This window comes from Halobacterium hubeiense (assembly GCF_001488575.1).
GTDB classification, from domain to species: domain Archaea; phylum Halobacteriota; class Halobacteria; order Halobacteriales; family Halobacteriaceae; genus Halobacterium; species Halobacterium hubeiense.
Window position 1 is genome coordinate 186,371 of record NZ_LN831303.1, and the last position, 26,215, is coordinate 212,585.

General features: G+C 60.9%; 20 protein-coding genes and 1 CRISPR repeat array (1 of these 21 only partly in view). Of the genes, 14 read left to right on the forward strand and 6 right to left on the reverse strand.

Annotated features, from left to right (window positions below):
- A CRISPR array of direct repeats spans positions 1–2,556; the repeat unit is 30 nt; unit sequence GCTTCAACCGCACTAGCGTTCTGCTGTAAC; it begins 1,215 nt to the left of the window's first position.
- A gap of 315 nt (positions 2,557–2,871) precedes the next feature.
- The 6 genes from HHUB_RS14010 to HHUB_RS14035 all read left to right on the forward strand — a co-directional run bounded on the left by HHUB_RS14010 (position 2,872) and on the right by HHUB_RS14035 (position 9,585).
- Positions 2,872–4,113, forward strand: coding sequence for an RNA-guided endonuclease InsQ/TnpB family protein (locus HHUB_RS14010; RefSeq protein WP_059058593.1), 1,242 nt, complete (start codon positions 2,872–2,874; stop codon positions 4,111–4,113).
- Positions 4,114–4,470: 357 nt separating this feature from the next.
- A complete protein-coding gene (locus HHUB_RS14015; RefSeq protein ID WP_059058595.1) occupies positions 4,471–5,325 on the forward strand; it encodes a hypothetical protein in 855 nt (284 codons plus the stop codon).
- A gap of 4 nt (positions 5,326–5,329) precedes the next feature.
- On the forward strand, positions 5,330–7,060 hold the full coding sequence (locus HHUB_RS14020; RefSeq protein ID WP_059058597.1) for an ABC transporter ATP-binding protein: 1,731 nt from the start codon (positions 5,330–5,332) through the stop codon (positions 7,058–7,060).
- A complete protein-coding gene (locus HHUB_RS14025; RefSeq protein WP_059058598.1) occupies positions 7,060–7,869 on the forward strand; it encodes an energy-coupling factor transporter transmembrane component T family protein in 810 nt (269 codons plus the stop codon). The genes HHUB_RS14020 and HHUB_RS14025 overlap by 1 nt, the downstream gene beginning before the upstream one ends.
- Positions 7,870–8,050: 181 nt before the next feature.
- Positions 8,051–8,797: a 2-phosphosulfolactate phosphatase gene (locus tag HHUB_RS14030; protein WP_059058600.1), complete on the forward strand. Its 747-nt coding sequence runs from the start codon at positions 8,051–8,053 to the stop codon at positions 8,795–8,797.
- Complete coding sequence (locus HHUB_RS14035) at positions 8,797–9,585, forward strand: PHP domain-containing protein (protein ID WP_059058602.1); 789 nt, start codon at positions 8,797–8,799, stop codon at positions 9,583–9,585. The genes HHUB_RS14030 and HHUB_RS14035 overlap by 1 nt, the downstream gene beginning before the upstream one ends.
- Positions 9,586–9,689: 104 nt before the next feature.
- On the opposite strand, the gene HHUB_RS14040 is transcribed toward HHUB_RS14035, so the two are convergent.
- A complete protein-coding gene (locus HHUB_RS14040) occupies positions 9,690–11,063 on the reverse strand; it encodes an MEDS domain-containing protein (RefSeq protein WP_059058603.1) in 1,374 nt (457 codons plus the stop codon).
- A gap of 246 nt (positions 11,064–11,309) precedes the next feature.
- Entirely contained in the window at positions 11,310–11,870 is a 561-nt protein-coding gene (locus HHUB_RS16165) for a hypothetical protein (protein WP_082687275.1), read from the reverse strand.
- 295 nt (positions 11,871–12,165) lie between these two features.
- Here HHUB_RS16165 and HHUB_RS14045 point away from each other — a divergent pair, with 295 nt between their 5' ends.
- The 6 genes from HHUB_RS14045 to HHUB_RS14070 all read left to right on the forward strand — a co-directional run bounded on the left by HHUB_RS14045 (position 12,166) and on the right by HHUB_RS14070 (position 18,793).
- A complete protein-coding gene (locus HHUB_RS14045; protein WP_059058604.1) occupies positions 12,166–12,402 on the forward strand; it encodes an antitoxin VapB family protein in 237 nt (78 codons plus the stop codon).
- Entirely contained in the window at positions 12,399–12,800 is a 402-nt protein-coding gene (locus HHUB_RS14050; protein WP_059058606.1) for a PIN domain-containing protein, read from the forward strand. The genes HHUB_RS14045 and HHUB_RS14050 overlap by 4 nt, the downstream gene beginning before the upstream one ends.
- Before the next feature lie 1,110 nt (positions 12,801–13,910).
- Entirely contained in the window at positions 13,911–15,347 is a 1,437-nt protein-coding gene (locus HHUB_RS14055) for an orc1/cdc6 family replication initiation protein (RefSeq protein ID WP_179204606.1), read from the forward strand.
- 710 nt (positions 15,348–16,057) lie between these two features.
- A complete protein-coding gene (locus HHUB_RS14060; RefSeq protein ID WP_082687276.1) occupies positions 16,058–17,233 on the forward strand; it encodes a Fic family protein in 1,176 nt (391 codons plus the stop codon).
- 211 nt (positions 17,234–17,444) lie between these two features.
- Positions 17,445–18,509, forward strand: coding sequence for a DUF2249 domain-containing protein (locus tag HHUB_RS14065; RefSeq protein ID WP_059058608.1), 1,065 nt, complete (start codon positions 17,445–17,447; stop codon positions 18,507–18,509).
- 2 nt (positions 18,510–18,511) lie between these two features.
- Positions 18,512–18,793 (forward strand): hypothetical protein, encoded by a 282-nt coding sequence (locus HHUB_RS14070; RefSeq protein WP_059058610.1) that lies wholly within the window; start codon positions 18,512–18,514, stop codon positions 18,791–18,793.
- Between the two features lie 127 nt (positions 18,794–18,920).
- Here HHUB_RS14070 and HHUB_RS14075 read toward each other — a convergent pair whose 3' ends face one another.
- The 3 genes from HHUB_RS14075 to HHUB_RS16760 all read right to left on the reverse strand — a co-directional run bounded on the left by HHUB_RS14075 (position 18,921) and on the right by HHUB_RS16760 (position 21,295).
- Positions 18,921–19,271 carry a DsrE family protein gene (locus HHUB_RS14075; RefSeq protein ID WP_059058612.1) on the reverse strand — a complete coding sequence of 117 codons (351 nt, stop codon included), beginning with the start codon at positions 19,269–19,271 and terminating at the stop codon, positions 18,921–18,923.
- A gap of 147 nt (positions 19,272–19,418) precedes the next feature.
- Positions 19,419–20,435, reverse strand: coding sequence for a hypothetical protein (locus tag HHUB_RS14080; RefSeq protein ID WP_059058613.1), 1,017 nt, complete (start codon positions 20,433–20,435; stop codon positions 19,419–19,421).
- A 65-nt stretch (positions 20,436–20,500) separates the two neighbouring features.
- Positions 20,501–21,295, reverse strand: a complete 795-nt coding sequence (locus HHUB_RS16760; protein ID WP_238324080.1) for a hypothetical protein — start codon at positions 21,293–21,295, stop codon at positions 20,501–20,503.
- Between the two features lie 269 nt (positions 21,296–21,564).
- Between HHUB_RS16760 and HHUB_RS14090 the strand changes: the two genes are divergently transcribed.
- On the forward strand, positions 21,565–22,227 hold the full coding sequence (locus tag HHUB_RS14090) for a helix-turn-helix domain-containing protein (RefSeq protein ID WP_059058617.1): 663 nt from the start codon (positions 21,565–21,567) through the stop codon (positions 22,225–22,227).
- Positions 22,228–22,351: 124 nt separating this feature from the next.
- Here HHUB_RS14090 and HHUB_RS14095 read toward each other — a convergent pair whose 3' ends face one another.
- The gene (locus HHUB_RS14095; RefSeq protein WP_059058618.1) at positions 22,352–22,675 is read right to left on the reverse strand and encodes a hypothetical protein; all 324 of its coding nucleotides are present in this window, start codon (positions 22,673–22,675) and stop codon (positions 22,352–22,354) included.
- A 523-nt stretch (positions 22,676–23,198) separates the two neighbouring features.
- Between HHUB_RS14095 and HHUB_RS14100 the strand changes: the two genes are divergently transcribed.
- A complete protein-coding gene (locus HHUB_RS14100; protein WP_059058620.1) occupies positions 23,199–26,072 on the forward strand; it encodes a bacterio-opsin activator domain-containing protein in 2,874 nt (957 codons plus the stop codon).
- The last annotated feature ends 143 nt before the right edge of the window (positions 26,073–26,215 follow it).

Genomic DNA, 26,215 nt, shown 5'->3' on the forward strand with positions numbered 1-26,215 from the left:
TTCCCCATCGTCTGCCGTAACGCGCTTCAACCGCACTAGCGTTCTGCTGTAACACGCGCCGGACTGAGGACGGCGCGCATCATCGCGGCGCTTCAACCGCACTAGCGTTCTGCTGTAACACCGCCATCGAGCCTGCCCTTGAGCGCGTATACCTCGCTTCAACCGCACTAGCGTTCTGCTGTAACGAGGCGAGGCAGTGGTTCTCGGACTTCAACCTCATCCCGCTTCAACCGCACTAGCGTTCTGCTGTAACCGCCGGACGTCCAGATCGCGCCGGATGGCGTCCTCCCGCTTCAACCGCACTAGCGTTCTGCTGTAACGCGATGGCCTTCGAGACGGTCGGCCCCGACCTCCCGCTTCAACCGCACTAGCGTTCTGCTGTAACCGCGGACACGCCGCAATATACCTCCGACGTCATCGCTTCAACCGCACTAGCGTTCTGCTGTAACTCGACGCGCCCCAGCTCCGCGCGTCGGGCGAGGGCTACGCTTCAACCGCACTAGCGTTCTGCTGTAACAAGGGGTGTCCGCGTATACGGTTAGGTAGAGGTTGCTTCAACCGCACTAGCGTTCTGCTGTAACGAGTTGCTGGTACTCCGATTTCACCTGTTGCTTCCGGCTTCAACCGCACTAGCGTTCTGCTGTAACTACAGTCCGTTTCACCGATACCATTCACGTTCGACCGCTTCAACCGCACTAGCGTTCTGCTGTAACGACGTCGAGCAGCGCATGAGCCAGCTCGGCGACGCGCTTCAACCGCACTAGCGTTCTGCTGTAACTGATTTGGGAACTCCAATACTCTGAGAGCGTTGGGTTGCTTCAACCGCACTAGCGTTCTGCTGTAACCTCTGGTAGAGCGCCGAGTGGATATTCGAGGAGTCGCTTCAACCGCACTAGCGTTCTGCTGTAACGCCCACGGAACTCAACACGCGTCCCACGCATCTCCTGCTTCAACCGCACTAGCGTTCTGCTGTAACAGGGGCCGCTGCGCGTGTCCAGCGGGCAGGTCCTGCTTCAACCGCACTAGCGTTCTGCTGTAACGAGTCTCCCTCCCACGCCTCGCGAGCCGCCCGGAGCGTCCCCGGGCCGCTTCAACCGCACTAGCGTTCTGCTGTAACCTCGCGGTCGACATCGAGGACGGCGTGATTCCCGCTTCAACCGCACTAGCGTTCTGCTGTAACTACCCTCGTCAGTGTCCACAACACCCGACCAGCCGTTGCTTCAACCGCACTAGCGTTCTGCTGTAACGTGGGCACGGTGACGTCGACGTCGCCCCGGCCGAACCGCTTCAACCGCACTAGCGTTCTGCTGTAACTTCGCCGCGACCCATTCGGCTTGTAGTAGGTCGCGGCTTCAACCGCACTAGCGTTCTGCTGTAACCGGGCGTCGTCTCCTACGCGCTCAGTCACACGGGCTTCAACCGCACTAGCGTTCTGCTGTAACAGTTCAAGCGACGGTTGCCCGGAGTCGTTCGGTTCCGTGCTTCAACCGCACTAGCGTTCTGCTGTAACGAGACGGTCTTCGTCACCGCGTCACCGCCCGCGCGCTGCTTCAACCGCACTAGCGTTCTGCTGTAACCACAACGACTCCCTCACGAACGCCAGCCTCGGATAGGCTTCAACCGCACTAGCGTTCTGCTGTAACTGCGGAGGCGTCCGCGTCGGATACCGCCAGCGTTGCTTCAACCGCACTAGCGTTCTGCTGTAACGCCAGCGAAACGGCTAGCCACTACTGGACTGCCGTGCTTCAACCGCACTAGCGTTCTGCTGTAACGGCCGGCGAAGCCATCCTGATGCCGCCGAATCACGTCGCTTCAACCGCACTAGCGTTCTGCTGTAACGCGTGGATTCGGCGAGGTCCTCGTCGAGGATGTCGCTTCAACCGCACTAGCGTTCTGCTGTAACTCGAGTTCGTCGCCCGCGACGACGACGGCGACGAGCTTCAACCGCACTAGCGTTCTGCTGTAACAATCCCCACCGCTCTTCGAGTTCTTCGCGCGCCTCGCGCTTCAACCGCACTAGCGTTCTGCTGTAACTCCATGAACTCGTCGACGGCCTCGCTGTTGTTCGTGCTTCAACCGCACTAGCGTTCTGCTGTAACTACGCACGGTACATCAACCGGAACCGCGTTGAGCGGCTTCAACCGCACTAGCGTTCTGCTGTAACGTGTCCAGCGACTTCCGAATCTCCTTCGTCGTATCCTGCTTCAACCGCACTAGCGTTCTGCTGTAACCCGCATCTGCCGCGTCGTCTCCGACATTCCCGGCGTGCTTCAACCGCACTAGCGTTCTGCTGTAACACACGCACTCGACGACCGCTTCCTCGGAGTGCGGCTGGCTTCAACCGCACTAGCGTTCTGCTGTAACTTCTCACACGTCTCTGCGACGTTCAAGCGTTGGCCGCTTCAACCGCACTAGCGTTCTGCTGTAACCACCCAGTTCACTGGGTTGTCCGACCCGTCGCGGGCTTCAACCGCACTAGCGTTCTGCTGTAACCTCCAACAAACCACTATGGTGCGGGAGCGGGTAGCTTCAACCGCACTAGCGTTCTGCTGTAACCATGCCCGATTAGGGGCATTCAGCGGTGCTACAGCCCAGATATACTTCGGTGTTTCCGTCGACCCTCAATACTCCCTGAACCCCCGGGGGTCGATGAAGAATCGTCGTGTCTCCGCGTCGCTGGGAATACGCTCTCCCGAGTCAGTGTGGCCAGCGGGACGATGCTGTTCCGTGGCTAATCACTCGTAGTGGTACAGCGCGGAAACCCACCCCTTTAGGGGTGGGAGGAAGCGCGTACGCTCCGTGTATCCAACCACCGACTACGGCAGGGCCGACTCCCCAATACTTTTTAATCACCAAGATTACATATGATGTATGGAGAAGCGGCGTACTGTCCCCATTGCACTCAACGTGGACAGCCACAGCGCCGCACTCCTCGAAGACACCGTCGACGAATTTCTGTGGGCCGCCAACTACGTGACACGCCACGCGTTCGACGGTGAATACGTCACCACGAGCAAGACCACGCTCCATGACGACACCTACGAGGACGTGCGCGACGAGACAGCGTTACACAGCAACCACGTCCAAGCCGCCCGCAACAAGGCCGCCGAAGCCTGCAAGAGCGTGGTCGAGAAGTGGAAACAGGGCAAGAAGGGATCGATGCCTCACTTCACTAGCCCTCACCTCGTCTACGACCACCGCACCGCCACCTTCCACGACGAGTACGTGTCGCTAGCAACAGTTGACGGTCGCATCGAAGCCGATTACGTCCTTCCAGACGAGGAGCGAGACACGCCCCACGCCGAGTATTTCTTTTCCGACGAGTACGAAACCACAGGGGCAGAACTGCACTACAGTAACGGCAACTGGATGCTCCACATCCACTGCAAGACGGATGTGGAGTCTGATACGCCGGAACAAGCTACCGAGAACGGAACGGTTCTTGGGGTCGACCTCGGCGTGACGAATCTTGCAGTTACCTCAACTGGCTCGTTCTGGACTGGTGACGAGTTCGACCACTGGCGGCGCGAATACGAGACCCGTCGTGGGTCGCTCCAACAGTGCGGGACACGGTGGGCGCACGAGAACATCCAATCGGTCGGACGCAAAGAGGAAGGTCGGTTCACGATCACGCTCCACCGTATCTCGAACGATTTGGTGGCTGAAGCCCGCACCCACGGCTGTTCGGTGATTGCGTTCGAGAACTTGACCGATATTCGTGAGCGAACCGGCGCATCGTGGGGGCACAAATGGGCGTTCAACCGCCTGTACGAGTACGTCGAATACAAAGCCGCAGAGTACGGTATCAACGTAGCACAGGTTGACCCGGAGAACACGTCACGGCGATGTTCGACATGTGGGTTCACACACCCGGACAACCGCGACAGAGAGGACTTCGAGTGCCTGAAGTGCAGCTACGAGAACCACGCCGACTACAACGCCGCCAAGAACATCGGCTTGCGGTATCTCCGCCGGAACCAAACTGGCTCCGGTGGAGGCGCACCCGTAGGCGTGCGCTTGAACAGCGGGACGCTGAACGCGAACGGAGCGTATGACCCTCCTGCCGAAGATTCGGCCAGAGCGGGAGTCCACGCTGAAAGCCCACCCCTTTAGGGGTGGGTTAGCTTACCGAAGCCCCTGAGACGATATGCGTCCACTGCGGACAGGTTACTGAGTGAACATCCCCGGGTGAACGAATGTGGTGAGTGCTTGGAACCAATGCTGGTGTTTCGTTCCATAGTATCAGTTGTTGCAAATACGATTTCTGTATTTGCCGTGGACGGCACCACATGCCGTTCCACGCCTACTTACCCGGAAATTACTGAATAAAAAATTCCGTGTTTTCAACTACTGGTATGATAATCTGGGTGACTAGTATATAGGCGTATATGCTGGCATGGGCTCCTCAGAGCGTCAAATATATCTATTATAATATTTCAAATATGGGTTTGGTCTGCGTTCGGGTGTAACATGAGTACACTGTCGGCTGACACAGAGAGTCGATTCTCGTTCGGGAAACAGGACATGATGGTGTTCATCCTCGTCATGTCCCTCACTGGATTACAGAACGCGTTTACGGAGATCATGCCCGAGTTCACCGTCGGGCCGCTCGAACTGGGCGTGGGCGGGTTCATCTTCATCCCAATCGTGCTGGTGTTGCTCTTCCGGACTTACTGGGCGGCACTCGCAGTTCCTGTCGGTGAAATCGTATTCGGTGAAATCCTGCTTGGCGAGTTCGATGGGCTTGGCGCCATGGAGGGACTCCTGCTCATCCCCGTCTGTTACTACTTCGCCGCGAAACTCCTCCAAGACCCGGAAAACACCACGCAACTCGCCATCGTTGTCTTCCTCGCTGAAGCGCTCGAAGAGTTCGCCGCCACGTTCATCGACATCGGGAAAGTCTACATCGGCGTCGAAGAACTGGAAGCCGTACCCGGCCTCCCGGAGAGCATCATCGTGCTCGAAGGCGTCGACTTCCTCACCCAGATGCTCATCACGGGCGTCATCTTCGGCGTGATTCCCGCGCTGTACCTCTACCCCAAGCTCCACGGCAAAGTCGAGCCGCTGCTCGGCATGGAGCCGTTTGAGGGCGAGCGCGGCGCATCGATGCTGCGCGGCTTCTCGCTGAAGGCGCTCGCAGCGGTGCTGGTCGCGTTCCCGATTGCGTTCGCCGCTGAGGCGGCCAGCGAAGTCGGCGGCGCCGTCAACGTTGTCTGGGAGCCGGAGTTCCTCGGCGTGTACGGCCAGAGCTACATCGTGGTCCCAATTGTGGCGTCCGCGGTCGTCGCCGCCGCAATCTGGTACCGAGCGACCAAGACGGCGTGAGCCGATGTCTGCCTCCCACACCTCCCGCATCGACGTCGACGGACTGCAGTTCCAGTACCCCGGCACCGACGACGCTGTGCTGGCCGGCGCGGACCTGACCATCGAACCCGGTGAGTTCGTCGCCGTTATCGGCGGGAACGGCTCCGGCAAGACGACACTGTGCAAGTCGTTCAACGGCATCATCCCGCACTTCTACGAGGGCGACATGCAGGGAACCGTGACCGTCGCCGGGCACGACGTCGCAGCGAGTTCCGTCGCGGAGCTCTCCCAGCACGTCGGCTACGTGTTCCAGGAGTTCGACAACCAACTCGTCAGCCCGACCGTCTTCGAGGAAGTCGCGTTCGCGCCGATGAACTACGGCCACGAGGACTACCGCGAACGCGTCCACCGCACCCTCGACCTGCTCGACCTGGACGGACTGGAGGACCGGTTCGTCTGGGAGCTGTCCGGCGGACAGAAACACCTCGTCGCACTGGCGGCGGCACTGTCACTGGACCCCGATATCCTCGTCGTCGACGAACCGGCGGCCCAACTGGACCCCGTCAACGCCCGCGAGACCTACGACCAACTCGCCGCGCTCAACGAGGATTACGGGAAGACCATCGTGACGATAGAGCACCAGACGGAGTTCGTCGCCGACTACTGTGACAGCGTAGTGCTCGTCGAGGACGGCGTCGTCAGCTGGAAGTTGCCCGTCGAATCGGCGCTCAACCAGCTCGACGCGTTGCGCGCCCAGAACGTCCATCCGCCACAGGTCACTCGCATCGCCGATCACATCTTCGACGACGAAAGCCAACTCCCGGTGACGCTCGTGGATGGCGTCGACCGATTCACCGATTACGACTTTGACGGGGTTCGAACTGACGGCGCGGCGGAGCCGGCCTCCTCTGGGGAGCCAGTCGTCTCCTTCGACGATGTCTCACACTCCTACGACACGCTCCGAAGCGGGACGAAAGACGTTCTTGATGGCCTCTCCTTGGACGTGTACGCCGACGAGCGAGTGGTGCTAGTCGGTAGCAACGGCGCCGGCAAGTCCACGTTGATGCAACTGGTGACCGGTCTCGAGACCCCTGACAACGGGACGGTGACCGTTGACGGCACGGATACGACGGGCGTACTCCCCGAGCAGCTGGCCGAGGAGGTCGTCTACGTCAAGCAGAACCCCGAGGAGATGTTCATCGACGACAGCGTCCGGGCCGACGTTGCCCACTACCTCGACGACAGGGAGTACTCAAACGTCGAGCAGCGCGTCGACGACGTCATCGAATTCCTCGACCTGGAACCGCTCCAGGACCGGGATGGCAGGCTGCTCAGCGTCGGCCAACAGCGACGGGCGTCGCTGGCAATCGGGCTGGCGACCGACCCGTCGATTGTCCTGCTCGACGAGCCGACAGGGAGCCTCGACCTTGCCAGCCGCGAGGAGGTCGGCCGCACGATCGACCGGGCCGGGGAACGCGTGGAAACGGTCGTAATTGCGACGCACGGCCTTGAACTCGCGGCGTCGTGGGCGACTCGCGTTGTTGTGCTCGACGACGGCGCCGTTATCGCTGATGGCCCGCCAGCGGAGGTGTTTGCCGACCTCGATGTGCTCGAACGGGCGAACCTCCGCCCGCCGCAGGTAGTCCGGCTTGGGCGAGAACTCGGTCTTCACCCGGCGCCACTGACCGTCAAGGCGTTCGCGGACCGATTCGACACGACCGGGTCGTCGACGGAGTCAACTGTGGGGGAGCAGTGATGGCGGCGCTCGACGCACTCCGCGATGCGACGTCCGTTGAGGCAATCAAAGCCGACCTACTGCGCACGGCCTACGAGAATGAGGGTTCGTTCCTTCACCGCCTTGACCCTCGAGTGCTGTTGCTGTGGTACGTCGTCTTCCTGTTCGTGCCGTGGCTGTTCTACGACACCACGGTCCTCCTCGGCCTCCTGGCGTTCGTGTCGGTGCTGGCGGTGCTGTCGCGGGTCAGTCTCTTCCTCGTCGGCCTAATGGCGTTCACTGTAGCGTCGACGCTGGCGTCCTACGCCGCCGTCACCGTCTTCACGGGTGACCCTGTTGCGGCAGTCCGAGCGCTGGTCCCGTTCACGCTGAAGCTGACAATCATCTCCGTGTCGAGTCTCGCCGTGTTCTCAAGCATGGGGCCGAAGACGCTCGCCCAAGGGTTGCGGAGTCTCGGGATTCCACGCCAGTTCACGTTCCTCATCACGTACGGCTACCGGATGCTGCCAGTGCTGTTCGAGGAGTACCACGACCTCGTGAACTCGTTTCGGTTACGGAGTTCCGCCCCCGAGTCACCCGGCTGGTTCCGCTGGCGGCACTACGCCTACCTGCTGAAGTTGTCGATGCGTGCGTTCTACCCGATGATTTTCAACGTCGCCAAGCGCAGTCGCGTCACCGTTGAGGCGATGGAAGCCCGCGGATTCTCGCACTCGTTGCACGACGAGGCGAGCACCGAACTTCGACTTGCGGACATGCAGATCCGCCCCGTCGACGTGGGGTTTTTCGCCGGCTCGCTCGCCGTCGTCGCCGCACTCGCACTGCTGGGGTGACCATTCTTTCGAGGACGTGAACGAGCACCGTCCCGACGTGGCGACTCTCGTGTTCGCTTGTCGATTATTTCGGCCACGGTCTGTGTGACTACCGGGTGGACTATTGCGGACTACATATGTAAGAAGTCGACTGTATAGGGCTCTTAGCGGTCTTTTTGGGGTGCCGGAGTGAGGGCGTTATATGAGTCTGGTCACGGGCGACACGCTGGAGTCGACGCTGTTGGAGACGATGATTCCGGGGCGCGCGAGGATTCCCGACAACCCCGAACCGGGGAACTACGTCGTCGTCGACGTTGCACAGTTTTCGACGACGGTGCCGGAACTGTTCGCGAACGGGACCGAGTACATCTACATCACCGAGCAGCGCGGGAACGAACCGGCGTTCAAGTCCGAGCACCCGGACGCGAAAATCGGCGGCAGCTCCGGCCCGAACTACGAGGGCGAGGAAGGCTACGACTTCTTCAACTCGCCGAGTTTCGTGCAGGACATCGACGTCGATGGGCGACCGACGGCGATGACGTCGACGAACGGCGGGAACGCGGTTACGGACCTTCGTCTGGCCGGCGGTGACGACGTTGATGTCTACGTCGGCGGACTAACCAACGGGAAAGCAGTTGCCGACCATCTAGCAGATGACGACCGCGAGACGTACTTCGTCGCGGCGGGGTCGAAGGGAAAGCCGTCCCCGGAAGACCTCGTCGGCGCACTGTATATCGCCCGCCACCTGCATGGGAAGCCGCTGACGCCGGAGCAACGCGATGTCTACCAGGAGGTCGTCAAGTTCGGCAAGGGACCGAAGTACGAGGACAAGCCACAGGTCAAGCGCACGGACCTCTACGAGTACGCGCTGGACTTCGATAGCCGCGACGTAGTGCCGAAACTGAAGGGCCAGCGGCTCTTCGACGTCAGTGACGGGGCGGAGACCTGATGCAGACTGACGTCCACACGCACACCACTTACTCGGACGGGTCGCCCCTCGAGGAGATGATTACGGCGGCTGAAGACGCAGGTCTGAGTGCCTTGGGCCTGACCGATCACTGCATCGTCACTGACGACGAATTCGGCCGCCGTGCGAAGTACGATCTCGTGGAGACCTATCAGCAGCGCCGTGAGGACATCGACGCCGCCCGCGACGCGACCGACATTCGACTATACGACGCGGCCGAGGTGAGCTACGTCGAAGGAACCGAATCGGAGATTGCGGCCTTTTTGGAGACTGCGGACTTCGCGTACACGATTGGGAGCGTCCACTTTGCTGGCCAGTACAACTACACCAGCGCGACGCAGTACGCGGCCGCGGACGCACAACAATGCCGGGCCGCAGCCGAACGCTACTATGATGCAGTCGTTGCGCTCATCGAATCTGAGCTGTTCGATGTCGTGGGGCATCTCGACCTTCCCGAACGAATTCCCGCGTTACGACGACACACCACGCGCGGGGATTACGAGCGTGTCGTGCGAGCGCTCACCGATTCCGAGACGATTCCCGAAGTGAATGCCGGCCGCGTCCACCGCTCACTCGGCCGCGTCCATCCAGACCCGGGGATGCTTGATCTGTTCACCGAATACGGTATCCAGTTTGTGTTCGGGTCGGACAGTCACACGCCAGCCGAACTCGGCGAACGGGTTCCGGTCCTCCGAACACTAGCTGACACGCACGACCTATCATCAGTTGCTGGTGAACTACGTGCCAGCCAGTCCCAACGGCTGCCGTAAGTACAGCAACCGACTGAGTGGACAGCATCAGAATCTACGGTTTTGAAGGAGCGAAAGTCGGTCTTCGTCCTAACGTGCGTCCAGACTGTCCGTCCCAACTTACCCTAAGACGGAACACGGTATAATTCGATTTGTAGGCGCGCCTCATCTGCGTTCGAGTCTGGGAAGTCGATCGATCCGTGCGCGTTCTCGACGATCCATTTGATGAGCCAGAGGCCAAGCCCACTCGAATGCGCTAACGGGGTCTCCGCTCCCTTCTCCAACGTGGACTGTTCCAAGTCCGGAATCGAGCCTTCATTCCGAATCTCGATCTCGACCGTGTCCTCGTTCGGCGTCGAAACAGAGACGATAACCGTCGGAGAATCCGTTTCCTGGTGGATAATCCCATTCTCGATGGCTTCACGTAACGCCACGTCGAGATTCTCATCAGCTAGCACCGTCACGCCGTCAGCCCCGGAAAACTGGATGTCGGCACTATCATAGTCGGCTGTCGCCTCTTCGATAGCCGTCTTGAGAAGTGGGGCAAGCTGCTGTGGTTCGACCGTTGTATCGCCGGTCGTTTGTTGAACGTAGCGGGCTTTTTCCGCCATCTCGATGACCGACTCAGCATGCTCAATGGCAATCGCCAGTCGTTGGTGGCTTTCGGCGGATAACGACTCCGTTTCGTCGACCAGCTCGAGCGTTCCCTTCACGAGGTTCAGGTCGTTGCGGATGTTGTGCCGGAGCACGCGGTTGACGATACCTAGCCGCTGTTCGCGTTTGTCGATGTCGCGGCGGGCGTTCGTCAGCGAATACGCTTGCTCCAGCATCAGTTGCGCATTCAACTCCGAGCTATCGGTCGAACGATAGTCCTCGGGTGGGATGTAGAAGGGGTTCTTGCAGAGTTGATTGCGGTAGATGATCTGTTCGTGGGTGCGGAGGGCTTTCGCTGCCGACGTCCCGTTGAAGCGGTCGAGGTCGTACTGGCAGAGTGCGGTGACCGGGAGGTCCGGGCAGGCGGCATCGAAGTCCGCTTCGAAGTCAACGATGTGGTCGAACGACTGGTCGGTGTGGAAGCACCACGAGTTCTCGCCGGCGAGCCACAACCCGTCGTAGCCGTCCGCAACACTAGCGTTGGCCTCGGTCTCGAGCGTCGTAATCATCTCGCTAGGGTCGAAGCCAGATTCGAGGTAAACCTCTTCAGCGTCTCGGATGACGAGGTCGCCAGCGTCGATACGTTGCTTGACGTCGATATTGGCTCGCCGGAGTGCCGATTTGATGTCGCCAGCAGTATTGACATCAAGGAGGTAGACACAACGGTGGCCAGACTGCAGGCCCTCAACGAGGAAGGCTGTGGTGGCAGCTAACTGGGCTTCGTTCGACCGGTAGAAGAGCGCGAGATGACGTGGCAGATCATGCGACCCGAGTTCTGCCCGAAGGTCTGCGGCAGTCGCTTGGCGCGTCGTCTCCGGAACGGACTGCGCCTCGAGTCGTTCCATCACTATCTCTCTGTTGAGATGACCCTATAAAACTGTGCGACTAGATAAGAGAAAAGTCAGATACCGAGAGTGCTCTTGATGCCTTTGCACACCTACTAAGCGGCTGTTCCGCCAGAAACGTCGATGAAGAGAAAGCGCGCCAGAAGTTAATCGGCGGTACACGATACATCCAGTATTTCGCCAATAAGCCCCGGTGATACGGTGGATATCGTTCTCTGGGAGTCTACTAGTAGTCACGTCGCAATTCTACGTACTGGCTGTTGTCTGATTCCGGGGTGGGTCAGCTGAAGCGCTTCCCCCAGCACTGGCAGACCCACCAAACAAGGTGGAAGACGAATTCCCGTAAATTGTGGTTTCAGTTCTGTTGTTGTGCTTGATGATGATGTTCCACGGGTCCTCACCGGCGGGGATTTGCACTGTCGCAGTATACCGAACGACTCCGGGACAGTCACGAGTACTGTTGGCCTGCTCCTCAACCGGGACTGCAAGTGTGTACGTGGATTCGTTGACGCGTTCGAACGATGCGTTCCCCACCCCATAGGCAGGACCAGGGAGCGAGACGTTCCGAGCGTACGTAATCTCGGTATTTGCGTCACCGACCATGATTGATGTCGAGCTATTCGAGATGGGGTCATCGATGCACTGCACAGCCGCCGTGTCAAATGACAGTAACTCCGGAGGTTCACTATCCTCACCGAAGAAACCGTCAACGCCGCTAACGGCACCAGTCGCAAAAACGGCTCCCACGCCGAGCGCGAGTACAACACCGAATACGGCAACAACGGTCACCGACGAGTAGTCGCCCATACCTACCCGTGTATTAGGATATGCATAAAGTGGCGCTGGGGTGAAATGCGTATTTTATCCATCGTTCCCAAGCAGGTCGTCGACGGCCAGCGTCGCGACGTTGTCGTTGAGTGCGAGCATACGGATACGTTTGGGCGGCTAGTTGTCCAGAAACTCTATTTCTGGACAGCGCCCACGTTCAGATCGATCACTACCGATTCACATGCCAGCAGCAACAGCTGTGTCCAGAACGGGCGTGCCGGACTAGGGAACGGGCGCCGTCAGTTTCATCTGTCAACGGCGTCAACAGCGTACCATGGGGACGAAGCAAGTTCGGGTGAGTGAACGGCTCTATGCCCGCGTCGAGGATGAGAAACGCGAGGGGGAGACATTCAGTGACGCGCTCGAACGGATGATTGACGGATACGGGCTGCTCGACTTCGCAGAAGATGTCGAGGGCGCGAGCGACGCGTGGGACACCGAAGCCCTCGAAGCCGACTTCGAGACCGACGACGAAGCAAACCGCAAGGAACTCGATGAGGAACTCCCGTGATTCTGGATACGGAATTTCTCGGGAATCTCATCGAGCAAAAGCCGGCAGCCAAGCAGAAAGCAGGCGAGCTGGACGCGACCAGTGCCCCGACGCGTGTTCCAGCGATGGTCACGTGGGAACTGTACTACGGCGTCTCGAAAGCTCCTGAGCCGAAACGGCACACACTCAAAGACGGGTACGAGAAACTGCTTCAGTCGTTCCCCGTTGTCGAAATGGACGCCAAACTCGCTCGGAAAGCGGGGACACTTCGAGGAAGGCACGCTCGCTCGGATTCACTTACAAATCTCGACGGTGCGGACTCAATGGTTGCGGCGACGGCGCTCTCCGTTGATGAGCCAGTCGTCAGCAACGACGAGGATTTTGCGGACGTGGACGGGCTACCTGTCGAGACCTACTGATTCAGAGCCACGAGGCGTTTCCTGAATGAGGGATATCCGCTGCCGATTTGTAGAGCTTGCCGGATTACCGGCGGTCCAACATCACCGTCCAGTCGAAGAGGTGTTGGTAGTGCCACGGACCCGTTTGCTGCTTTGAGGGGTGTCTCTGGCTACGCTTGCTCTTCGACGAGCGTGTGGAGATGATGACGTCGGTGTCGATGCCCAACTTCAGTTAGGCGTTAGAAGCCGAGTTGTGAGAGCAAGTCACGGCTGCTTAACCAACGGAGGAACGAGGCCACAGATTCACTCCTTGCTGCGAGCTCGTGTTAACCAACAGAATCACGATATCGCCGACGTTGTTGGTTAAGACTTGGTGGGTCAGTATGATTCGTCGAGAGATGGATGGAGACCCCTCTATCGATGTGTTCCTCGAAGGAGTCCAAGCAGAGAAAGGGCGAGCAATAATGAGAGGATGTGGGGAGTGGTCTGGCTCCAGGAAACAGACTGAGGATAGACAGACACCCCTCTATCGATGTGTTCAGTTCAGGGTGGTGCGAGCGAGAATCCGAGCGGAAACGAGCAATTAGCCAGTACGAGAAGTGGTTGGGGCAGTTCAGCCGGTCCAAAGGACGACGGATAACGGAATCACCGACGCGAGTTGATTGACGATTGTGTGTAGTAGAAGAGGACAGATGACAGCAGTTGCTGAATACTTCGAACACTTCGATAGAGGTGTGTGTGTGTGTTTGTTCTAGAAAGCTAGAAGAGAAGAAGAGAAGATCAACCACTTGCCGCAATCTTAGGCTTTCTGTTCCAGCTCTTCTCGCTACAAAATCCCGGGAAATTGGTGTCCACGAACTGTCTTAGCTCTGGTTTCAATTCGGTTGAGTCGCCTCGAATCGTCCCCACGCCGGAATGCTCGAACACATCGATAGAGGGGTGTGTCTCTCCAACGACTTCTCGATGCGCCTGTCAACGGTCCTTCCCGAAACACTTCGTTAGGCGCGTCCGGAAATACTCGTCGTAACGAACGATACTCACACTATACCCGTGAATAAACACCTTACTACCCGAATCACACTTCGATAGGGGTGGGGAACATTTTTACTCCTGCTCTGTATGGGCCCGTACATGGGTATCGACGACTCCGACGGCTCCCCTCCCGACCCGGAGCCCGGAGACGAATCTACACAGACGGATCTCTCCACGGGGTCTCCTGCTTCCGAAGGCGCATCCGACACCGCCACCGAAACCGACGCGGAGAGCGGCGCTCCCTCGCAGTCTATCGAGGACATGCTGCTGGAGTTCGACGAACAGGAAGGCCTCATCCGCGACCGCTCGCTGCTAGACCCGAACTACGTCGTCGAGGAAGACCGCATCGTCGGCCGCGACGAACAGCTCCAGGAAGTCACGAAGATGCTTCGCGTCGCACTCGGCGACAACCGCCCGCCGAACCTCTTCCTCTACGGCCCCTCCGGCACGGGCAAATCCCTCATCACGAAAGCCGTCTGCAAGAACATCAGCCGCATCTGCGACTCCCGGGACATCCAGTTCGGCACCGTCGAAGTCAACTGCCAGGATCTGGACACGCTCGGCGTCGCCGTCTACGAACTCGCCCAACAGGCCGCCGACGAGGCCGGCGTCGAGGTCGAAGTGCCGAAACACGGCGTCGCGACCAAGGAGAAGTGGGACGAACTCTACCGCATCGTCAACGAGAACTTCGACTCCGTCGTCTTCGTTCTCGACGAACTGGACATGCTCGTCGGCCGCCGCGACAAACAGGACCCCGCGTTCTCGCGGCTGCTCTACCAGCTCTCGCGGGCCGGCGCCAGCGACGACCTCACCGCCTACATCTCCGTGGTCGCCATCTCCAACGACACGAAGATGATGGAGTCCGTTGGCAGTCGCGCGCTGAGTTCGTTCACGCCCGAGGACGTCCACTTCGACGACTACGACGCCAACCAGCTTCAGTCGATTCTCCGCCGGCGGCAGGACGCGTTCCACGACGGCGTCGTCAAAGAGGAGGTAATTCCGCTGGCGGCGGCGTTCGCCGCGCAGACACACGGGGACGCGCGAAAAGCGATCGACCTAATGCGGGTTGCCGGTGAGCTCGCGGAACGCGAGGGCGACGCGGAGGTCCGCGAGAAACACGTTCGGATGGCCCAGGACAAAGTCGAGAAGAACCGCGTCCTCGAGGTGGTCCGGGGCATCAGCACCCAGAAGAAGCTCTGTTTGTACGCGACGGCGTCCGTCGCCGCACAGACGGACGGCGGCACCGCTCGGAGTACGACCGGCTATCAGGTGTATCAGTATCTCACGGAGTCCATCGACGCCGACCAGTACCATCAGGAGACGTACGTGAACAAGATGAAGGAGCTGACCACGTACTCGCTGGTGGACTTCGAGCGCCGCAGCCACGGCCCGAGTTCGGGGATGTTCCTTGAGTTCCAGTTCGGGGAGCGCCCGGAGACGATTCTGGAGACGCTGCGCGAGGACTCCCGCATCGAGATGGTCTCGACGGAGGAAGTCCAGTCGGTCGTGAAAGCACAGGTCCGCCACGAAGCCTAGCGGACCCGGGGAGCATCGGTTTCGTCTCAGCACTTCGTATTCTGCATCCGACTGTTCGCGGCTTCCACTGAGGGGTGGAACGCAATTTCTGCATACACCCCTCTATCGATGTGTATTGGATTGTTCGAACGTAACACGGCTGCAGCGGGGTCAGTACAGGGTCGAACCTCGACGAGTCGACTTCTCGCTGTCTTTCGACCTCACACACCTCTATCGAAGTGTGACTTCCGAGTAGAGCTTGCCTAACCGGCGAAAACGAGACTGCACGCCGGTTCAGGTTTGCCGGCTCGACCGGCGTAATCGAGTGGTTCCCGCCGAATCGTTGTGAGTAGTCTGTCAATACGACCGTTCGCGAAGACACGCCTCTATCGAAGTGTTCCGACCCCGCCACACACCTCTATCGATGTGTTTCTGCGACCGATTCACACCCCTCTCCATCGACGAGGATTCACGTGTGATATAGATGCCCGGTTTCGTCCGCACCGGCACTTCCAGGAGCGTCACTGCGGAGTCGGACGTTCTCATCTCGGAAACCCAGTACGACCACGAACTCGCTGTCTTTGAGGCGCAATCCTCCTGTTCAGTCGGTCAATTCAGCCTGGTGGTATGCACGTGAATCTTCTATATGTATTCTACAAGCCGGATCTGGCAATACCATTCATAGAATAGCCATAGATTCATAGTACTCGGGTTCTAGCGGTCATATATACATGCGGTCGACTGAGTTGGATACCGATGCTCCCGGGGACCTCATTTCATACGGCCGCGAGTCGTACTACAAACCAGACCCACTCCCGCCGTCCCGGGACCTCGCGCTCGACGACGACTTCTACGAGACGCTCGCCGACGCGACCTTCTGGCTAGGCAAACTCAGCGGCGTCAGCCTCGAACTCGACTTCCCGCCAGTCCTCTACACTTCCTTACTCCGCAAGGAGGCCATGGAGTCCGCCGAAATCGAGGGCGCCGACGTCGACTACGACGCGCTGTACAGCCTCGAAACGCGCACGTTCGACGAAGGCCGGGACGAACCGAGCGAATCTATTGCAGCTGGCGAAACCAAAGACACCCGCGAGGTCCTCAACTACGAGACCGCAGTCCAGGAGGGCATCGGGGCCGTCGATGACGGCGAGGAGTTGACCGTCGAGTTGCTCCACGACCTCCACGAAACCCTCCTCACTGGCGTTCCCGGCGACCGCGTCGACACGGACACGATCGGCGCGTACAAGATGAAACCGAACTACCTCGGGGACTTCCTCCCACCTGTTCCGGGCGCGGTCGATGACCTGATGGACGGGCTGTTCACCTACTATCGGACTGGTGGCAGCTACCACCCGCTCGTGGACATCGCGTTGTTCCACTACCAGTTCGAAACGATTCACCCGTACGGCGACGGCAATGGTCGACTCGGCCGGCTCCTCATCACCCTCCAGTTGTACGACGCCGACTTCCTCGAACGGCCCAACCTCTACCTCAGCGAGTACTTCAACCGCAACAAGACCGCGTATGTCGAGCGTATGGAGGGCGTCCGGTTCCACGGTGAGTGGGAGGCCTGGCTCTCGTTCTTCGTCGAAGGAATCGCACGCCAGGCGCACGAATCGGTAGAACGGACGCTCGCGCTCGCGGACCTTCGCCGCGAATACGAGCAAGCGTACGGGGGGAAGTCGTACACCAAGAACCAGCTCGCAGTGACGCTTTTCGAGCAGCCCTACGTCACGAGCAAGACCGTCCAACGGTTATTCGACGTCGAACAATCCACGGCTTCGCGGGCAATCAACGAGCTCGTCGACGAAGGCGTCCTCGAGGAGGTGCCCCGGCACGGCCGCAACAAGGAGTATCGCGCTCGCGAAATCTTCGAAATTCTCGAACAACCACCCCAGACGTACTAATAGCTAGAACTGGGATTAGCGGTTTTGATACCTTCTACCAGTGAGTGCTGGCCGCGTCCACCGTTCACTCGGTCGCATTCAACCAGACCCGGGGATGCTCAGTCTGTTCTCAAAACACGGCTGATAAAAGGTCTCTCGGAACACCTTTTCAGTAACTCGGCAAATCCCTTCGGCCGAGCCGTTTTACCCCAGAACACCCACGTTCGAGTTGATGACTGACACGGTTGATTTACGCGGGGAGCCGATAGATGGGTCTCGAACTCGGCTATTCCAAGCTATCGAGGACGCTGCTGCCGGTGACACACTCGAAATTCTCAGCGACAGAGACGTCGACCCCCAATTGGTCCGCTACCAACTCGACCGTGACCGCGCTATCGACTGGGAGTACGCGCATCCGGATGCGACCCCCCGGGAACTACAGTTGACTGTCAACGGCCACCTCGACAGTGCCTATCCCGCGATTGACGTCCGCGACCTGAAACCCCAGCGTCGACACGAAGCCCTCTTAGAGATTTTCCGCGACCTCGAGACCGACGAAGGGTTCGTGCTGGTGAACGACCACGACCCGAAACCGCTGTACCACGAGCTCAAGTCGATGCACGGCAACGTGGTCGGCTGGGAGTACCTGAGCCGCGGCGAGGATGGGTGGCGCGTCGAAGTGGTCCGGACCGGCGAATCGGAGGGCAACGAGGACGACGACGTCGTGACGCGCTACGACGTTCGCGAGATTCCCCAGCCGGAACGCCACCCGACGATTCATCACCGGTACGGGATGCTCCCCGAAGGCGGGACGATGGAACTCATCGCGCCGCACGAACCGCAGCCGCTCCATCAGGAGTTCCGCAAGCAGTACGGCGACGCGTTCACGTGGGAGGTCGTCGAGTCGGAACCGGGCCGCTGTCGCGTCCAAATCACCAAATCGACCTCGGCAGATTCGGCAGGAGGTGACGCGTCGGAGGCGACTGACGCCGACGGAGTGGTGTCGTCGTCTGAAGCCGACGCGCCGGCGATCGCCACCGAGCTGGACGTCCGAGACCGGCCGCCTGCGGAACGCCACGAGCGCATCTACGACGCGTACGCCGACCTCGAACGCGGTGAGGGATTCGTGCTCGTCAACGACCACGACCCGAAACCGCTCTACCACCAGTTCGAGGCGGAAGCGGGACCAGAGTTTTACTGGGAGTACTTGTCGAAAGACCCCGGCGAGTTCAGGGTCCTCATCGGGAAAACTGACGCAACCGCCACGAACGGCGGCGAAGCGGACTCCTCGGTGTGACGATGTCGGATTCGACTCCGGACGACAAGGTTAGCGTGACGTTCCACCCGCAGGAGTGGGTGGACTCGCCGGGCGAGGCACACGACTGGGACCGCAAGCAATTGACCTCGGCCAGCGACCGGGAGCCCGTGACGTTCACCGTCCCCCGAGAGGATGCAACGGACGACGATGGCGACGTGTTCGAGGACGAGTCCTACGAGGCGAACCTGTTGCAGGCTCACGCTGCTGCCCCGGACTGGGTCAACGACTGGGACGGTCCGTACTACGTCCGAACACAGACGTAGTCCCCGAACCGTGAACCCCTCGTGGCTGGACCGATTCAGCGGGTCGTAGTTGACGGCGATGTTCCGCACTTCCTTCCGGCGGCATTATCTCAAGGAGGGGGCCCCTCCCGGCTGTCGGGATTGCTGGTCACACCGTGTGGAGTTCGTATCCGTCTTCGACGAGCGCGGCGACGTCGGGCGCGTGCTCGGTCCCCTCGACCTCGAAGCCCGCGGCCTCGACGGCGTCCGCGACGCCCTTGAACGTCGCGCAGTGGTCGCAGACGCCCGCAATCAGGCCGCGCTCTTTGGCCTGCTCGTAGGCCTCGACCGCCGGCGCGGGATGGTCGTCGATGCCGTCGAACCAGTAGGTCGCCGCGCCGTCGAAGTAGACCGCGACCTCGTGGTCGGCTTCGTCCAGCTGGCGAGCGTACTCGAGCGGATTCGCAATCTTCCCCGGCGTCTCCGGCGGTGAGAGCAACAGGAACGCGTGTTTGGACATTGCATTCGTGCCTGACGCGCACGCCGGGAGACGCTGTTCGCGAACACCTTCCCCCGAAGCTTTGCCATCGCACCGCGAGCCGGACGACGCCACGCGAGGGCGGCGGCTCGTGGCTCCGTCGCGGTCATCCGCGATGCACCCGGTGTGTCACGCCTCGTACCGGAAGACGTAGAGGTCGAGTGGAGACCCCGCTCGGAGGGGCGCAGGCACCTCGTCAGCTGGTGGAAGGGCCGTACGCCGGCTGTCGTCCCGTGCGTCGGTACGTTCCGACCTCGAAGACGGGACCTCGGAATCACGGGATTCGACCGTGTCTATCCGCGGCGAGGCTCCGTCCCACTCGGCAGGCACTACGGCGACGAGGTCGACCCCATCCAACCGCGAGACGTGGCGGGCCGATTCGAGGTGGTCGTTGGCGACGACCCACCCGCCGCGTCGCAGGTTCGTCGCGACGACGGCCTCCTCGAACAGGCCTGCGTTCCGGAACACGATTAGGTCGGCGCGCTCGTCGAGCTCGTAACCGACGGCGTCGGCACCGTGGGCGTCGTAGCTGGCCCGCCGTAGCTCCGCCATCGCGGCCGCGTCGACGTCGGTGTAGACGACTCGACTGTCCGGGAAGGCCTCCGACGGGCTGACGTCGTGACCCGAGCCGGGGTGGTAGACGACATCGGGCGAGATGCTGAACCGGTCGGTGACCGCCCGGTACTGGGCGACCCGGTCCTCGTAGACGACCGGCGAGGAACCGGCGTTCATCGACACGCGACGCGCCGGACACAGCTCCGCTGGCAGCAGGTAGCCGGGGTCGCCGGTCTCGCGGTCGATTCCATAGCCCGCCGCGTGCACCCGCTGGGCGGCCTGCCGGACTGGCGCCGTTTCCGCGACGATTCGCGTCCAATCCGTCCGCCCGCGCGCTCTCGTCTGCTGGACGTACGCGCTCTCCAGCTCGCGGGCGCGGTAGTACTGTTCCACGACGTCGGCCGCGAGCGCGGCGCCAACGTCGGTCGGCGACTCCACCCGACCCGCGTCCCGTCCGGAGCGGTACGCCTCGACGCGATGCGGCAGGGGGCTGTGGTCGTAGGGCCAGCCGTCGACGAACTGCTCGTAGGCGCCTAGCAGGTCTCGGAGCCGGCTAGCCGCGTCTCGGAGGTCGTCGACGGTCACGTTCATGGTGGTGCGTTCCGTGGGCCCGAAGGGCGCAGTTATCGGCTGTTCGATACACTCGAACGCGGCGGCTACGGGTTCTTCTTGACGTTGATGGCGACCAATCCGGTCAGCGCAGCGAGGACGACGAGTTTCCCGGTGACGACGTGGCCCACCGTCGTCCCCGTCAATGCCGTCATCGAGTAGCCGACGAGGCGGCCGGTCTGGTAGACGCCAGTCGCAAACAGGACGACGATGACGACGGGGAGGTGACGGCGGAACGCGTGTGCCTGCGACTTCACCGCGGCAGCGGCATCCGGGTGCGCTCGAATCGTCGGAAGGACGACGAAGTTATGCCAGACGGCGCCCCCGAGCCAGACCGCGAGCGCCGCCACGTGCCCGAGCCGGACCACCCAGTCGAGTGTGGTCGTCGCAGTTTCCAGCCACGCGAATCCCGCGATGACCGCGACAGACCCGGTGAAGACGCCGGCTCGCAGCGCTCTCTTCCGGTGGTTCGTTCTCGCATCACCAAACCGGCGGTGACCGTACCAGCAGGCGACCACCGCGACCGTCCCCGCGACGACTACCGGCCGGCCGAACCCGGGGACGGGAGCAGTCGTCCCCGCGACGAGGTACGCCCCACTGGACAGGGTGACGGCCCAGACGAGCGCGGTTTCGAGTCGCCGCCACCGCGCTCGTACCGCTCGCCGGTGCTCCGCCCGGTCGAATGCGTCCGCGTCGAACAGCACCAGCCGCCAGTACACGCCCCCCGCGAGGGCGCCGGTAGTGACGGCGGTCGCCCACGGCAGTAGCTTCGTGGCGAGCGGTTGGCCGCGGTGAGTGAGCCACGCGCCTCCGAGCGCCGCGACGAGGACGAGTGCGAGCACGACCCGCGGCTGCAGGCCTCGCGGAGTGGCCCCGTTCTCCGATTGTCCGTCTGTGTCAGCGGCGTTGCGGCCGGACATCCTCGTTCGATTTTAGCTAAACCTAAACTAAGCCGTGTGGGCGGAGATGTTCGTCCGCCGAGCGCTCTATGGGACACTTCAACAGCCGTCGAAGATGTTCACACGAACGACTTTTAGGTTAGGCCAAAATGTACGATTTAGGCAGACAAAGCCACCCGTACGCGTGAATTAGATTGCCCACGGTTTCCGCCATGCCATACGCAAAACTCACCATCACGATTCCCGACGCGGTCTGGATCAGCGAGGTATCGCGAGCGCATCCGAACACGCGATTCCGCGTGCTAGCGGCCACCGCAAACGAGGACAGCGGCGTCGCAAGAGTCGAACTCCGCGGAAACGACCCTGCAGCGGTCTGTGCGGAGATTCGAGCGTACGAGACGGTCACCGACGTCACCGTTCTCGAATCCACCGACGGAATGACCGAGATGCAAGTCGAGACGACGGTTCCGCTACTGCTGAACTCGCTCCAGGACTCCGGCGTTCCGCTCGAAATGCCGTTCGAGATAATCGACGGCGAGATGACGCTGGAAGCCACCATCCCCTCGGAGACGCTGTCGAACCTCGGTCACACCTTAGACGATGTCGGCATTGAGTACGATGTCGACCGGATTCAGCAGAGCGTCGAGTCGGAATCCCTACTGACCGACCGACAGGAGTGGCTAGTCGACGAGGCCATCGACCGCGGGTACTACGACACCCCTCGACGGACCACGCTCGTCGCCTTGGCCGACGCGCTCGACATCTCGAAGTCCACCTGTAGTGAAATCCTCCACCGGGCGGAGGAACGCGTGATGAAAGACTACCGGAGCGACGACCACCCTTCTAGTCCGAAGGCGGCCGTTACGTCCAACTAATCGGCCCTGTCTTCTCCCCAAGCCCGAGCGGGTCTCGATTCTGCGTCGCTGTAGCTCTCCTCGTCGGCTCCCTTCCGTCGTGGGGAAACGACGGAAACGTGGGGTGGGTGTCCTGCGCCGGGGGTTACTCGTCCGGGTTAACCGGGCCCTTGTACTGAGAACGAATCTTCTCTCCCTCCCGCCACTGCCAGTAGTAGTAGCGATTGTCGTTGATTTCCTTAATCGTGACTGTCGCTTTGGCAGGGATGTCGTCCGGGCGGTCGTCTGGCCGCTCCGCCACCTCGCCGCTGTTAGCGTCCGCCTCGACACGACCCTCTCGCTCTCTGTGCTCGGCCAGCGCCTCGGCGTAGCGAGCAGCGTCTCGAAGATGTTCCGCCGTGGCTTCGTCGAGCGCGTCGACGATTTCCGTCGGCAGGCTCGCTGGCGGGGTTGGAGGTTCGTCAGACATCGAGTATTCTCGTGTTAACCAACACGACCCGCGACTCCGTAGTTTTGTTGGTTAAGATGGCTGTTGACCGTCTCTACACTAGTCGGGGCCTTCGTCGCGGGACGATCGTTACGGCCTATTCCGGAGTCGGTACCGGACTGCATGAACTCGGCGAGAATTCGGCCGCGATTACGGAGAATCGAGGAGAAAGCCTCGCGCTTCAGCGCGGGGAGGATGTCAACTCGGCGGTCCACATTGCTTCCTCGCCGACAGCGTCTTCGGTTCGGTCACCACCGAAAAAGTACGGTTTCCTTCGTCAACCATCCACGCTCGCTCCGCGAAATCAGCGGGATTGTCTTCGCCCATAACCACCACGAAAATCGGACTTTCAGCGATTCGAATTCGTCGCTGATGTCGAAACACGAACCATCACCGGCGGTTGAATAGTAAACACTGGGGGTTTTGCGTGTATAGTCACAGGTAATAGTATCGCCGCCTCACGCGCGTGAAATCCCGTTCCGTAATCGGGGCCGAGTTCGCACACATGAATCCAGAATCCCGGAGTATTCTCGGCACGTCGACGATCGTCGCTGTGGGCGACACAGCGTGGCTAGCTTCGTACGTTGACGCCCTCCGCGAACAGTTCGACGCGGCTGTTCATTACGTCTCGACGGCAGCCGCCACCCGAGAAACGCTGCAACGGACGGCAGTCGACTGCGTCGTAACTGACTACCGCCTCCCCGAGGCGACGGCGATCGAACTCGTTCGCAGCATTCGAGAAACGACCGCTACGCTTCCCATCATCTTAGGGACGGCCGACGGGAGCGAGTCGATCGCCAGCACGGCGATCGAAGCCGGTGTTACCGACTACATTGCGGTCACTGGCCCGCTGGACGATACTGTCACCGACGCCCTGCGGCGAACCGAGCAGGCACTGCGGGACGCCCAACGGGCGGAGACACAGCGCGAGCGGGCGCGACAGTTCGACGCCGCATTCCACGACCCTCGGTCAGCGACGTGGGTACTTGACCCCGAGGGGGCGCTCGAGCGCGTCGACCAGACGGCACGCGACATGATCGACGTAGACGCCGACGTCGTCGTTGGCGACCCATTTTGGACACTGCCTTGGTGGCCTGACGAGGGTCAGACGAGCGCTGACATCCGTCGGCTCGTCGAGACAGCCAACCGCGGCGAGTTCGGGCACGCTGTGGTCACTCAGCGCGGTGTCTCTGGAGAGCGAGTACTGGAGCTCTCCGTCCAACCAGTCACCGACGAACGCGGCGACCTCGTCTCGATCATTGTCGACGGTGTCGACATCACCGAGCGTGTTGACCTCGAGCGGGAACTCCGCCAGTCAGAGGAACTCCACCGCGTCACGCTCAACAACATGACTGACACCGTCCTCATGACCGACGAGGACGGCGAGTACACGTACGTCTGCCCCAACGTCCACTTCATCTTCGGGTACACGGCCGAAGAGATCCGGGAGCTGGGTACGATCGAGGCCTTGCTCGGCGAGGACTTGTTCGACCGCGAGGACCTCGCCGAGGACGGCGTCCTGAAGAACATTGAGACGACGGCCACGGACAAGGCCGGCCGCGAACACACGTTGCTGGTGAACGTTCGCGAGGTCTCGATTCAGGACGGCACGCTGCTGTATAGCTGCCGTGACATCACGAAGCGCAAGCAGCGCGAGCGAGCCCTCGCAACCCTCCAGGAGACCGCGCGGGACTTCTTGTACGCCGAAACGCACCACGAAATTTCCCAACACGTCGTCGACGATGCCCCCGACGTTCTCAACCTCGACGCGAGCGCCGTCTACCTCTTCGATGCCGATGACAACCACCTCCAGCCGACCGCGTACTCACAGGCGATGCGGAACGCCCACGGCCCCCTTGCGGACGTCCACGCGGACGGCCGCGATCTCACCAGTAACAGCTTCGTCGAGAATGAGGCCCGGTTCTTCGACGACGTCCACGACGCCGACCTCCTCGCCAATCCCGTGACTGACCTCCGGAGCATCGCGTACATTCCACTCGGAAACCACGGCGTGTTCGTCGCCGGATCAACCGACGTCGGCGCCTTCGACGACGTGACGCGGGAACTTGCGGACTTGCTCGCGGCGACGGCGGAAGCAGCGTTGGACCGCGTCGACCGGGAATCCCAGCTTCGCGAGCAGGACCGGGAACTTCAGCGACAGAACGACCAACTTACCACGCTCAACCAGATCAACGGGACGATCCGCGAGATTGACCAGGCGCTCGTGCAGTCGGAGACCCGCGAGGAAATCGACCACACGGTCTGTGAACGACTTACTGCGGATGGACGCTTTCAGTTTGCCTGGATCGGCACCCTCGATAGCACGAATGACGTCGTGACCCCCCAAGCGTGGGCCGGGGCTGATCAGGGCTATCTTGATACGCAGTCGTTCCCGGTCGCCGCTGAGGCCGTTGAGCCGGCCGGTCGGACTGCGGCGACTGGTGAGGTGACGCTAGTCTCGAACGTTGCGGCTGATCTCCGGGCGGCTTCATGGCGCAAGGACGCGATTTCACGCGACCTTTTGTCCGTGCTGAGTATTCCGCTGGTGTACAACGACCTCTCGTATGGCGTTCTGACGGTGTACGCGGAGACACCGGACGCCTTCGATGAAACAATCCAGACTGTGCTCGCGGAGCTCGGTGAGACGATCGCCTCCGCAATTAGTGCAAGTGAGCGCAAGCGCGCGCTGCTCACCACATCGATGACTCGCGTCGAGTACACGGTTACTGATCCGTCGTTCGTGCTCGCGCAACTGGCGCGGGCTGCCAACTGTACGATCACGTACGAAGGCGGCGTCCAGCAGACTGCTAGTGGAAACTACGTGTTCGTCACGGTCCAAGACGCACCGCTTGACATGGTCGTCGACGTGGCAACTGGCCTCCACGTGATTGAGGACGTCCAGCGGATTCGTGGTGGTGAGACTGGGGGCGTGTTGCGGCTCCGGTTGGCGGAGCCGTTCCTGGCGACGGAACTGGCCGACCACGGTGCTGTCCTGCAGACCGCGACGGCATCACAGGCCGGAACGGAGTTCGTCATCGACGTCCCTGGGAACGCTGAGGCCAGAAACGTCACGCAGTTCGTCACCCAGCGCTTCGAGGACGTTGAGCTGACGTCGAAGCAGACGCGCGAGCAGGCGTCCGAACACGGCTTTTACGCGTCAGTGCTGGACAGCCTGACTGACAGGCAACTGGAGGTCCTGGAGACGGCGTACTACAGCGGGTTCTTCGAGTCGCCGCGGTCGGTGACTGGTGAAGCCGTCGCGGAGTCGCTGGACATCTCGCCGCAGGCGTTCTATCAGCACATCCGGACCGTTCAGCGGAAACTCTTCGCGGCGTTGATCGACGGGCACGTACCGGTGGTCTCTCAACGTGCGGACTAATCTCCACCGCTCGCCCTGAGTGATTGCCCACCAGCAGCGCTTCCCGGTTCAGCTCCACGAGACGTTGAATAGTAAACGATACTCGACGGCCGGTGGTTCGGTGCTCAACTACCGCGTATTCCCTTATACACTCATTATCCATA